Annotated in this window: 11 protein-coding genes; 6 read left to right on the top strand and 5 right to left on the bottom strand. The window is 72.5% G+C overall.

All coding sequences use genetic code 11. From position 1 onward, the window contains the following. Positions 1 to 33: 33 nt before the first annotated feature. Both groL and groES read right to left on the bottom strand, forming a co-directional pair. Positions 34 to 1,647: a chaperonin GroEL gene (groL, locus tag ACW62_RS29905; protein WP_053207787.1), complete on the bottom strand. Its 1,614-nt coding sequence runs from the start codon at positions 1,645 to 1,647 to the stop codon at positions 34 to 36. Positions 1,648 to 1,739: 92 nt separating this feature from the next. Further along, positions 1,740 to 2,039, bottom strand: coding sequence for a co-chaperone GroES (gene groES, locus ACW62_RS29900; RefSeq protein ID WP_053207786.1), 300 nt, complete (start codon positions 2,037 to 2,039; stop codon positions 1,740 to 1,742). Between the two features lie 179 nt (positions 2,040 to 2,218). On the opposite strand from groES, the gene ACW62_RS29895 reads away from it, so the two are divergent. Further along, positions 2,219 to 3,391 carry a class I SAM-dependent methyltransferase gene (locus tag ACW62_RS29895; RefSeq protein WP_205629693.1) on the top strand — a complete coding sequence of 391 codons (1,173 nt, stop codon included), beginning with the start codon at positions 2,219 to 2,221 and terminating at the stop codon, positions 3,389 to 3,391. A gap of 13 nt (positions 3,392 to 3,404) precedes the next feature. Then, on the top strand, positions 3,405 to 3,866 hold the full coding sequence (locus ACW62_RS29890) for an NUDIX hydrolase (RefSeq protein ID WP_053207784.1): 462 nt from the start codon (positions 3,405 to 3,407) through the stop codon (positions 3,864 to 3,866). Positions 3,867 to 3,885: 19 nt separating this feature from the next. Here the strand turns inward: ACW62_RS29890 and ACW62_RS29885 are convergent, their stop codons facing one another. Beyond that, on the bottom strand, positions 3,886 to 4,416 hold the full coding sequence (locus ACW62_RS29885) for a hypothetical protein (protein WP_157575074.1): 531 nt from the start codon (positions 4,414 to 4,416) through the stop codon (positions 3,886 to 3,888). A gap of 96 nt (positions 4,417 to 4,512) precedes the next feature. Beyond that, the gene (locus tag ACW62_RS29880) at positions 4,513 to 5,211 is read right to left on the bottom strand and encodes a glycerophosphodiester phosphodiesterase (protein WP_053207782.1); all 699 of its coding nucleotides are present in this window, start codon (positions 5,209 to 5,211) and stop codon (positions 4,513 to 4,515) included. A 254-nt stretch (positions 5,212 to 5,465) separates the two neighbouring features. On the opposite strand from ACW62_RS29880, the gene ACW62_RS29875 reads away from it, so the two are divergent. Continuing rightward, entirely contained in the window at positions 5,466 to 6,596 is a 1,131-nt protein-coding gene (locus tag ACW62_RS29875; RefSeq protein WP_053207781.1) for a glutamate--cysteine ligase, read from the top strand. Between the two features lie 4 nt (positions 6,597 to 6,600). Then, a complete protein-coding gene (locus tag ACW62_RS29870) occupies positions 6,601 to 7,773 on the top strand; it encodes an amidohydrolase (protein ID WP_053207780.1) in 1,173 nt (390 codons plus the stop codon). Here the strand turns inward: ACW62_RS29870 and ACW62_RS29865 are convergent. After that, the gene (locus ACW62_RS29865; protein WP_083460334.1) at positions 7,770 to 9,389 is read right to left on the bottom strand and encodes a glycoside hydrolase family 3 protein; all 1,620 of its coding nucleotides are present in this window, start codon (positions 9,387 to 9,389) and stop codon (positions 7,770 to 7,772) included. The genes ACW62_RS29870 and ACW62_RS29865 overlap by 4 nt on opposite strands. Before the next feature lie 82 nt (positions 9,390 to 9,471). Here ACW62_RS29865 and ACW62_RS29860 point away from each other — a divergent pair, with 82 nt between their 5' ends. Together ACW62_RS29860 and ACW62_RS29855 are read left to right on the top strand one after the other, a co-directional pair. After that, positions 9,472 to 10,776, top strand: coding sequence for a cytochrome P450 (locus tag ACW62_RS29860; RefSeq protein WP_053207779.1), 1,305 nt, complete (start codon positions 9,472 to 9,474; stop codon positions 10,774 to 10,776). A 382-nt stretch (positions 10,777 to 11,158) separates the two neighbouring features. Further along, positions 11,159 to 11,806 carry an HAD family hydrolase gene (locus tag ACW62_RS29855; RefSeq protein WP_053207778.1) on the top strand — a complete coding sequence of 216 codons (648 nt, stop codon included), beginning with the start codon at positions 11,159 to 11,161 and terminating at the stop codon, positions 11,804 to 11,806. Positions 11,807 to 11,926 lie beyond the last annotated feature (120 nt).

Raw genomic sequence — 11,926 nt, 5'->3', positions numbered from 1 at the left:
AGGGGACCCGGGCCGCCGGTGCAGCAATGAACCTCAGTGGCCGTGACCGTGGCCGTGACCGCCCTCGGCCACCGGCTCCTCGGGCTTCTCCGCCACGAGGACCTCGGTGGTGAGCAGCAGGCTGGCGATCGACGCCGCGTTGGCGACCGCGGAACGGGTCACCTTGACGGGGTCGAGGACGCCCTGCGCGATGAGGTCGCCGTATTCGCCGGTGGCGGCGTTGTAGCCGTGGCCCGGCGTGCCGTTCTCGACGTTGGCCACGATGACGTAGCCGTTCTCGCCGGCGTTCTCGGCGATCCACCGCAGCGGCTCGACCAGCGCGCCGCGCACGATGGCGGCGCCGGTGGCCTCATCGCCGGACAGGTCGAGGTCGTCGATGGCCGACCGCGCGTGCACCAGGGCCGCGCCACCGCCGGACACGATGCCCTCCTCGATGGCCGCGCGCGTCGCCGACACGGCGTCCTCGATGCGGTGCTTGCGCTCCTTCAGCTCGACCTCGGTGGCCGCGCCGACCTTGATGACGCCGACGCCGCCGGCCAGCTTGGCCAGCCGCTCCTGCAGCTTCTCGCGGTCCCAGTCGGAGTCGGTGTTGTCGATCTCCGCCCGGATCTGCGTGACCCGGCCGTCGATGTCGGCCTGCGTGCCGCCGCCGTCGACGACGGTGGTGTCGTCCTTGGTGACGACGATGCGGCGGGCCGAGCCGAGCACGTCGAGCCCGACCTGGTCGAGCTTGAGGCCGACCTCCTCGGCGACGACCTGGCCACCGGTGAGGACGGCGAGGTCCTGCAGGATCGCCTTGCGGCGGTCGCCGAAGCCCGGCGCCTTGACGGCGACCGAGGTGAACGTGCCGCGGATCTTGTTGACGACCAGCGTGGAGAGCGCCTCGCCGTCGACGTCCTCGGCCACGATCAGCAGCGGCTTGCCGGCCTGGACGACCTTCTCCAGCAGCGGCAGCAGGTCGCTGACCGAGGAGATCTTGTTCTGGTGGATCAGGATGTAGGCGTCCTCGAGGACGGCCTCCTGACGCTCCTGGTCGGTGACGAAGTACGGGCTGAGGTAGCCCTTGTCGAACTGCATGCCCTCGGTGAACTCGAGCTCGGTACCGAAGGTCTGCGACTCGTCGACGGTGATGACGCCGTCCTTGCCGACCTTGTCGAACGCGTCGGCGATGACCTCGCCGATGGTCGGGTCCTGCGCGGAGATGGCGGCGACCGCGGCGATCTCGGTCTTCTCGTCGACCGGGCGGGCAGACTCGACCAGGCGGGCGCGGACCGCCTCGACGGCCGCGTCGATGCCGCGCTTGATGCCCATCGGGTTCGCGCCCGCGGCGACGGACTTCAGGCCGCGGTGCACCATGGCCTGCGCGAGCACCGTCGCGGTGGTGGTGCCGTCACCGGCGACATCGTTGGTCTTGGTGGCGACCTCCTTGGCGAGCTGCGCGCCGAGGTTCTCGTGCGGGTCCTCCAGCTCGACCTCACGGGCGATGGTGACGCCGTCGTTCGTGATGGTGGGAGAACCGAACTTCTTGTCGAGGACGACGTTGCGGCCCTTGGGGCCGAGCGTCACCTTGACGGTGTTCGCGAGGGCGTCGACACCGCGCTCCAGGCGCCGGCGGGCGTCCTCATCGAACTCGAGGATCTTGGGCATGGGGAACCGGTCCCTTTCGGAGGTATTGCTGAACGAGGAAACGCCCCGACCCGCGCCGGCGTCGAGCCGGATCGGGTCAGGGCGTCAGCGCGTCACTTCTGGACGATCGCAAGCACGTCGCGGCCGGAGAGAATGAGCAGCTCCTCGCCGCCGTACTTCACCTCGGTGCCGCCGTACTTCGAGTAGAGCACCACGTCGCCGACCTTGACGTCGAGCGGGATGCGCTTCTCACCCTCGTCGTCCCAGCGGCCATCGCCGACGGCGACGACCTCGCCCTCCTGGGGCTTCTCCTTGGCGGTGTCAGGGATGACGAGCCCGGACGCCGTGGTCTGCTCCGCTTCGAGCGGCTTGACCACGATACGGTCCTCGAGTGGCTTGATGGAGACCGACACTTGTCTGACCTCCCCTTTCGCGGGATGTCACGAATGCTTCTGGTGGACCGGCCGCATGCCGCCGTCGTCGCGGGTGCCGGCGACTCGACCGTTGGCACTCTCCAGTGGAGGGTGCCAACGCCCAACTTAGCACTCGGTCTGGGTGAGTGCTAGTCGCCAGGAGTGAGAGGCTGAGCGCCGTGCAGAGGGCCACGTTCGACGCGCTCAGGTCGGCGGACGGCGCCGGGCTGCTGGCCGAGGCGAGCGCCGCGTACGGACGCGAGGACGAGTTCGCGCTGGGCACCCGGCTGCGGCGCACCCACGCGCCGGACCTAGTGGCGGCGGCGCTGACGCAGGCGCGGCTGCGGGCCCGGGCGGTGGACAAGTTCGAACCGGCCGACGCGGCCCGGATGTTCTTCACGGTCGACGGCTACGAGCAGGCGACGCGGGTGGGGGTGGCGCGGCACCGGGCCGCTCGGCTGGCGGCGACGCTCGGTGCGGGCGCGGCGGTCGCGGACCTGTGCTGCGGCATCGGCGGCGACCTCGTCGAGCTGGCCCGGGCCGGGCTGGCGGTGACGGGAGTCGAGGCGGACGAGCTGACGGCGTCCATCGCAGCGGCGAACGTCGCCGCGCTGGGCGTGCCCGCGCGGGTGGTGCACGCCGACGCGACGACGGTGGACCGGACGGCGTACCCGGCGGTCGTGTGCGACCCGGCCCGTCGCGGCGGCCGCGGGCGGGTGTTCGACCCCGACGCGTACCGGCCGCCGTGGTCGTTCGTGCTGGAGCTGCTGGCCGGGACGGCGTGCGTCAAGGTCGCGCCCGGCCTGCCGCACGCACGCATCCCCGACGGTGTCGAGGCCGAGTGGGTGTCCGAGCGCGGCGAGGTGAAGGAGGCGGCGCTGTGGTCCGGCGGGCTCGCGCTCGACGGCGTCGCGCGGCGGGCGACGCTGCTGCCGTCGGGCGCGACGCTGACCGACCGCGACGACCCCGGGCCGGTCGTCCGCCCGCTGGGCGAGTATCTGTACGAGCCGGACGGCGCCGTCATCCGGGCCGGCCTGGTGACGGCGGCGGCCGATCGGGTCGGCGGCGGGCTGGTGGATCCGTCCATCGCCTACGTGACGGCCGACACGGCGGTCAGCACGCCGTTCGCCCGCGGCTACCGCGTCCTCGACACCCTGCCGTACGACGTGAAGGCGCTGCGCCGGTACGTGCGCGACCACGGCATCGGCGTGCTGACGGTGAAGAAGCGCGGCGTCGGCGTCGTGCCGGAGAAGCTGCGGGCGGCGGTTCGGCCGCGCGGCGAGCGGACCGCGACGTTCGTCGTCACCCGGGTGGCCGGCGCGGCGACGGTGCTCGTCGCCGACCCGCTCTGAGATCCTGGCGGACATGGGCAAGCAGAGCGCGGGCATCCTGCTCCACCGGGACGGAGCAGACGGCGTCGAGGTGCTGCTCGGGCACATGGGCGGGCCGTTCTGGGCGAAGAAGGACGCCGGCGCGTGGTCGCTGCCGAAGGGCGAGTACGGCCCGGACGAGACGCCGGAGGCCGCGGCCCGGCGCGAGTTCACCGAGGAACTCGGGTTGCCGGTCCCCGGCGGCGAACTGGTCGAACTGGGCACGGTGAAGCAGTCGGGCGGCAAGACGGTGACGGCGTGGGCGCTGCGCGGCGACCTCGACCCGGCCGCCGTCGTGCCCGGCACGTTCGAGCTGGAGTGGCCGCCGCGATCCGGGCGCACGCAGGAGTTCCCCGAGATCGACCGGGCCGAGTGGTTCCCGCTCGACGTCGCCCGCGAGAAGATCGTCAAGGCGCAGGCCGCGTTCCTCGACCGGCTGGCGGCCGCCCTCGGCTGAGGACGGCCGCCGGGAACGATCAGCCGAACATCCGGACCGGCCAGGAACAGTCGATGAGCTGGCCGGTGCTCATCTTCTTCTCGCAGACCCGCATGAGCAGGCGGCGCCCCTCGGCGAAGTCGAAGTCGTAGTACTGCCGGTCGATCGCTCCCTCATCCGGCCCGCTGTCGCGGTGCAGCCAGGACCGGTAGACACCCTTGTCGTACAACGGGCCCTCGCACCAGCTGAACAGCGCCACCACGCGGTACCCGTTGGACTTGGTGTCCACCACCTCGAGCTTCTCGCCCGACTCGCTGAACAACGCGTAGCCGCCGCCTCCCGTGGGCTTGGACTGCCAGGAGATGCCGCCGGAACCCTGGTCGGACGTCCAGCAGTACTCGCGTTCCCCCGGCCAGTACGGCACGGCCGCGACCTCCACGTCCGCCGGAGCCGCCGGTTCGTCGGCGGCCGCGGTGCCGGGGATCAGCGCCCCGCCCACCAGCGCCGCCGCGGCCAGCGCCGTCCACCTGCGCACACCGCGTCGCGCCGTGCGGGCCGTTCGTTCCTGCATGAGTCGTCTCCCGTGTGTGTTCCGTCATCAGGACGGGTACACGGTGGCGGCGACCACTTGCCTCCCGCCTTCCTCCGCCTTTCCCGCGGCCGGAGGTCAGCCGAGCCGGGCGACCGCCGCGACCAGGCGGTCGACGTGGTTGCCGTAGACGGCGTCGACGCCGGTGGCGAGCAGGCGATCGATGGACGAGCGCGACTGCGCGTCCCAGCCGAACGCGTGCACGCCCACCTCGTGGAAGAGGCGCACGTAGATCGGCGTCCAGTCCAGCCAGTGCAGGTTGATGGCGTCGATGCCGCGGTCGGCCAGCGTGCGGGCCCGGCCGCGGACGCCGTCCTGCAGGCGGCTCACCCGGGTGGAGTCGACCAGCCGGACGTCGTCCGCCTGCTGGCGCCACCGCGTCACGACGGACAGCGACGGGTGGCACAGCCAGGTCCGCTCCGGCTCACCGCCGGCCCGGACCGCCGCGACCACCGGCTCGAACGCGGCCGGGTCCTTGACGTCCAGCGACAGCTCGAAGTCCGTGCCGCAGGCGGCGTACAGCTCGGCCAGCGACGGCACGTGCGGCGGTAGCTCCGACCGTGGCACCTGCGACATCGGCCGACGGCCGAACCGTGGCCCCACCAGGCCGTCGTGGTCCAGCACGACGACGCCGTCGGCGGTGACCCAGGCGTCGCTCTCGAGGCCCGACGCGCCCAGCCGCAGCGCCAGCTCGAACGCCGGCAGCGTGTTCTCGCGCTCCCGTGCCATGGCGCCACGGTGCGCGAACGTGATGGGCGGGACCCGGGGGAGAGTCATCGGATGCATCCTCTCAGGCCTTGTCACGGGGTGGTCATGCTGCGAGCATTGGATCTTGAGCCAGCCCGCTCACCGTATGCCCACGCCCGTCGCTGGCCGCGCCGGGTGCGAGTCGTCCCCGCCGGGCACGTGCCCGTGACTCGCACTCGTTGGTGAAGCGATGCCTCTTGTCAATACACGCTGCGGTTTCACTCCGCAAAAGGTGTGAGATTGGGCATTCCGTAATTACCGGAAGGCATGCAACACTTCCGGACATGCAGATCCCTTTCGCGCCGAACACCCACAGCAGCCTCGGCGTGGAATGGGAACTGCAACTGGTCGACCCCGAGACCCGCGAGCTGACCTCCGGAGCCATCGAGATCCTCGACGAACTCCGCCCGGCCGGCGCCGAGGAGCATCCGAAGGCCAAGCACGAGTTGCTGCAGTCGACCATCGAGGTCGTCACGGGCGTGTGCCAGACGGTCGGTGAGGCCAAGGCCGATCTCGCCGAGACGGTCCGGACGGTGGCCAAAGCGGCCGATCGCCGCGGGCTGGCGCTGATGTGCGCCGGCACCCACCCGATCACCAACTGGAACAGCCAGAAGATCAGTCCGAAGCCGCGCTACGAGCAACTCGTCGAGAACCTGCAGTGGCTGGCCCGCCGGCTGCAGATCTTCGGCGTCCACGTGCACGTCGGCGTGCGCTCGCCGGAGAAAGTCATTCCCATTGTCAACGCCCTGACGTCCTACGTACCGCATTTCCTGGCGCTATCCGCGTCGTCGCCGTACTGGGTGGGCCACGACACCGGCCTGGCGTCGGCCCGCAGCAAGGTGTTCGAGGCGCTGCCCACGGCCGGGCTGCCGTACCAGCTGTCCGGCTGGGACCAGTTCGAGAGCTACATGGGGACGCTGATCTCCACCCGCACCATCGACTCCGTCCGCGAGGTGTGGTGGGACATCCGCCCGCACCCCGACTTCGGCACCGTCGAACTGCGCATCTGCGACGGCCTGCCCACCCTGGACGAGGTGGGCGCTGTCGCCGCGCTGGCCCAGTGTCTGGTCGAGCGGCTGGACCGCGAGATCGACCGCGGCTACCGGCTGCCGTCGCCGAAGAACTGGGTGGTCCGCGAGAACAAGTGGCGCGCCGCCCGGTTCGGCCTCGACGCCGAGATCATCGTCGACGACAAGGACACCGTCGTGCCCGTGCGCAGGGCGTTGCTCGATTTGACCGACGAGCTCATGCCCATTGCCCGTAGACTGTCCTGCACCGCGGAACTCGCCGACATCGAACGCATTGTCGCGCACGGGGCGAGCTATCAACGGCAACGGACAATTGCAGAGGCGAACGGCGGTGATTTGACCAAGGTCGTCGACAGCCTCTTGGAAGAGATGGCTACAGGGTTGTGACCGAGTGACCTACGACTGGCTTGCGAGCTGGCTCGACCTTCATACCGACGACCTCACGGCGCTGCGTCGCACGCTGCACGCGCGACCCGAGCTCGGGTTGAACGAGCACCAGACCACCGACCTCCTCGTCCGGCAACTGCGGATGTCCGGCCTCGAGCCACGGGTGCTGCCGCGCGGCACCGGCGTGGTCGTCGACATCGGCACCGGCTCGCGCACCGTCGCGCTGCGCGCCGACATCGACGCGCTGCCGCTCCCGGACCTCAAGGACGTCCCCTACCGCTCCACCGTCGACGGCGTCTGCCACGCCTGCGGCCACGACGCGCACACCGTCATGGCGCTCGGCGCGGCCATGGCGCTGGCGAAGGTGCCGCGGCTGCCCGGCCGGGTGCGGGTGATCTTCCAGCCCGGCGAGGAGATCATGGCCGGCGCCCGCGAGGTCATCGCGGCCGGCGCGCTGGAGGGGGTCGAGCGGGCGTTCGCGCTGCACTGCGACCCGCGGCTGCCGGTCGGCCAGATCGGCATGCGCGCCGGCCCCATCACGGCGGCCTGCGACCTCGTCGAGGTGCGCGTCTCCGGCCCCGGCGGGCACACCGCGCGGCCGCAGCTGACCGTCGACACCGTCGACACCCTGTCCCGCATCGCCGTCGACGCGCCGGCGCTGCTGGCCCGGCAGATCGACATCCGGGCCGGGTTCTCGCTGGTGTGGGGGTCGATCCAGGCCGGCGGCCCGCCCAACGCCATCCCGTCCGAGGGCGTGCTGCGCGGCACCGTCCGGGTGCTCGACCACGCCGCCTGGGCCGACGCCGAGAAGTACGTCCGCGCCGTCGTCCGCGACCTCGCGCACCCCAGCGGCGCCCGGGTCGAGATCGACTACGAGCGGGGCGTGCCGCCGGTGGTGAACGACGAGGCCAGCGTGCGCCTGATGCGCCAGGCCGTCGCCACCGAGCTGGGCCCGCACGCCGTCACCGGCACCTCGACCAGCATGGGCGGCGAGGACTTCGCCTGGTACGGCGAGCACGTGCCGCTGGCGCTGGCCCGCATCGGCGTGCACGGCAGCGCGCTGCCGAAGATGGGCGACCTCCACCAGGGCGACTTCGACATCGACGAGAAGGCGCTGACCTACGGCGTGCGGGTGTTCGTCAGCACGGCGCTGGCCGCGCTGACGGCGTCGCGCTAGGACGCGCAGCCCTGCTGGGCCACACCGTCGACCGGGACGGGCAGCGTGCCGCCGGCCGGTGACGTCCCGGCCAGCACCTCGGCCAGCGCGCGGAACGCACCTGGGGTGCGCCCGTACAGCGCGATCTGCACCGGCGCGTCGCTGCCGCCGAGCGCGTACGGGCGGTCCAGCGCGACCACGACGTCGCCGGAGCCGGGCTCCGTCCCGCCGAGCAGCCGGACGGTCGTCGGCGCGTTCGCGTCGGTCGTGAGCCCGGCGGCCGCGGCGGCCTCGTCGAAGCGGACGCGGTCGGACTCCTCGCCGCCGACGACCCGGACGGCGCCGTCGACCAGCGGGCCCTCGCAGGCGCCGGCGACGACCGTGACGCCGCCCAGCGACTCCTGGTAGGACAGCTCCTCGTGCGAGCCGACGGCGGCCGGGTCGGGCGCCGGTCCGGCCGCCTCGTGCAGCATGAGCGCGACGCCGCGGGTAGCCGCCTGCGCCAGCCGGTCGGCCGGCAGCTCGCCGCTCGCGACGGCGTCGACGATGGCGGTGTGCGCGGACTCGACGTCGGCCGGCATCAGCACGACGTCCGCGCCGGCGGCCAGCGACTTCACCGCGGCGGCGCCGGAGCCGTAGCCGTCGCTGATGGCGGCCATGTCCTGCGCGTCGGTGACCACCAGCCCGTCGAAGCCGAGCTCGTCCCGCAGCAGCCCGATGACCTTCGGCGACAGCGACGACGGCACGCCAGGGTCGACCGCCTCGACGTCTATGTGCGCGACCATGATGGCCTCGGCCCCCGCCTCGACCGCCGCCTGGAACGGGACGAAGTCGCGGGCGCGCAGCTCGTCCAGGCTCGCCGTCTGCACCGGCAGCTCCTCGTGGCTGTCGGCCGGCACCGACCCGTGCCCTGGGAAGTGCTTGGACACCGCGACGATGCCGGAAGCCGCGTAGCCGCCCAGCGACGCCTGGACGGTCTCGGCGACGACCTGCGGGTCGGACGATGCCGACCGGGTGCCGATGGTGGGGTCGTCCGGGCCGGAGGTGACGTCGGCGTCGGGCGCGAACACCATGGTCAGGCCCATGCCGCGGAGCTCCTCGCCGCTGGCCTGCGCGACCTCGGCGGCCATCGCCGTGTCGCGGGACGCGCCGAGCGTCAGATAGGCGGGGAACTCCGTCGCCGGCGCCTTGATGCGCGCGACCGTGCCGCCCTCCTGGTCGATCCCGATGATGAGGGGGTAGCCGCGGTCGCCGCCGGCCTGCTGGATCTCGGCCGTCGCCCGCTCGACCTGCTCGGGCGACTCGACGTTGTCGCCCATGAGGATGACGCCGCCGAGGCCGAGCTGCTCGATCTGCTCGACCGGCGGCTCCAGGCCGCTGTACCGGGCGACGATGACCTGGCCGGCCTGCCGTTCCACCGGCAGCTCCGCGACCAGCGCGGCGGCGCGGTCGAACTCGTCCTGCGTGGGCCCCCAGGCCAGTGGCGGCGGCGTGGTGGGGGTCGGCGACGGTGTCGGGCTGGTGGTGGCCGGTGTGCCGGGTTCGGTGGCCGAGGAGTCGTCGTCGGCACCGTCGTCACCGCCGCCGCAGGAGGCGAGCAGAAGCGCACCGGCGAGGAGGAAGAGCAGTCGCCGCATTTCCGCCAGTCTGCCACGCCGGGTGTCCGGACCGTGAGCCAACGGGTGGCGGCGCGCGGGCCGGCGCTCGTAGCGTCGGGGTATGCGCCGCCCGCTGCCGGTCGTCGGTGACCTCCTCGCCTTCCAGTCCGACCGGCTGCGCTTCGTCACCTCCATGCAGCGCGAGCACGGTGACGTCGCCCGGTTCCAGCTCGGCCCGTTCCCGGTGTGGCAGCTCGCGCACCCCGACCTCGTCCGGCAGGTGCTGGTCACCGATGCCGCCGGGTTCCGCAAGGGCATGGTGCTGCAACGGGCCCGCGTCGTCCTCGGCGACGGCCTGCTCACCGCGGAGGGCGACGTGCACCGTCAGCACCGCGATCTCGTGCAGCCGGCGTTCCACTCGCGGCGCATCACCGGCTACGCGTCGGTGATGGTGGAGCGCTGCGCTGCCGTGACGGCGGCGTGGACGCCGCGCGAACCGCTGGACGTGCACGCGGCGACGGTCCGGATGACACTGGAGACGGCCGGGGCGACGCTGCTCGGCACGTCCGTCGACGTCGGCTCCGTCGAGGGGGCGCTGGCGGACCTGCTGAGCGCGTACAAGCTGGCGTTCCTGCCGTTCAGCGAGAAGTTGCAGGGGCTGCCAGTCGGGCCGCTGCGGCGGTTGCAGCGGGGCCGGCGGCGGCTGCACGGGCTGGTCGACTCCGTCGTGGCGGAGCGCTCGTCGTCGGGGCGGGACGGCGGTGACCTGCTGTCCGCGCTGGTCCTGGACTCCGGCGGCCTGTCGTCGCAGGAGCTGCGCGACGAGGCGACGACACTGCTGCTGGCCGGCCACGAGACGACGGCGAACACGCTGGCGTTCGCGCTGCACCTGCTCGCCGTCCACCCGTCGGTGCAGGCGTCCGTGCACGACGAGGTCTCCGGCATCGGCGGCGAGCTCGGGCCGGCCGACCTCGACCGGCTGCCGCTGTGCCGCGCCGTCGTGTCCGAGACGCTGCGGCTCTACCCGCCGTCGTGGATGATGGGCCGCCAGGCGCTCGTCTCGCATCAGGTGGGCGACCAGGTCATCGCGCCGGGCGACCTCGTCGTCCTGCCCCAATGGGTCGTCCACCACGACGAACGGTGGTGGCCGCAGCCGTTCTCCTTCGACCCGGCGCGCTGGCTGGACGGTGCTTCCGACCGGCCGCGGTGGGCGTTCTTCCCGTTCGGCGCCGGCCTGCGCCGCTGCATCGGCGAGGGGTTCGCCTGGACCGAGGCGGTGCTCGGCCTGGCGACGATCGTGCGGCACTGGCGGCTGCGCCCCGTCCCCGGCCGGCCGCTGCGGCTGGACCCGCTGATCACCCTGCGTCCCCGTGGCGGGCTCTGGCTGATCCCCGAGCCCCGCGAGCATGCCTCACGACTGGCATGAGCGTAGGCTCTTAGCCTACGGAGGTGACAGTCATGGCTCGCCACGCTGCCGCGCGAGCGGGCGAGGTGCGCGAGACGCAGCCAGCGTCGCTCGTCACCCGGACGGCACGACGGTGCACGTCCAGCTGCTACGCCAAACCGGCTATGCACCGTGGCCCACGGTGCGGCGCGAGCTCGTCCAGCGCTCCTCCGATGCCGGGCCGGCTAGCGGCGGTTCGGACCGACGAATCGGCTGCCGCATCCCAACCAGTTCGCCACCGCACCGGACGAGGAGACCTGGCGCCGGTCGTTGGCCGGCCAGACCCGACTTCGGATCAGCGCCGCTGATGCGTTGGCCACTGTGCGCGAAGCCTGGCAGTCGCTGACCCCGTAGCGTGGCGGGCATGGATGCGGTGATCTTCGACCTCGACGGGGTGCTGGTCGACTCCGAGCAGGCGTGGGACGAGGTGCGCCGGGCGGTCGTGGCTGAGCACGGGGGCACGTGGACGGACGCGGCGACGCGGGCCATGCAGGGCATGAGCACACCCGAGTGGGCCGCCTACCTCGTCGACGACCTCGGGGCGGACCTGACGCCCGACGAGGTGGCGCGCGCCGTCGTCGACGAGATGGCCCGCCGCTACGCCGCCGCCCCGCCGGTCATCGACGGCGCCGTCGACGTCGTCCGGGCGGTGGCCGCGCGCGGGCCGGTCGGCATCGCCAGCTCCTCGCCGCCGGTGCTGATCGCGTCCTTCCTGTCCTACGCGGGCCTCACCGGTCTCGTGCCGGTCGCGGTGTCCAGCGAGGACGTCGCCGCCGGCAAGCCCGCCCCGGACGTCTACCTCGAGGCCGCCCGCCGCCTGGACGTCGACCCGCGCCGCGCCGCCGCCGTCGAGGACTCCACCAACGGGCTGCGGTCCGCACACGCCGCCGGCCTGACCGTCGTCGCGGTGCCGAACCCGCACTTCCCGCCGGACCCGGAGGTGCTGGCCGCGACCGCGACCGTCGTCCTCGACGGCATCGGCGAGCTCCCGGCGGCGCTGGCCCGCCTCTAACCGACCAGCCCGCCACCAGCCACTGTTGATCTTGGAGTAAGCGCGGAATCAATCGGAGGCGGATTCCATCGGTCGTAGCAACGCCTGGTGGAAGGTGTTGTCCGATGCCGAAGGTGTTCT

It is taken from the genome of Jiangella muralis (assembly GCF_001270745.1).
GTDB lineage: Bacteria > Actinomycetota > Actinomycetes > Jiangellales > Jiangellaceae > Jiangella > Jiangella muralis.
This window is presented reverse-complemented; position numbering and strand designations above follow the sequence as displayed.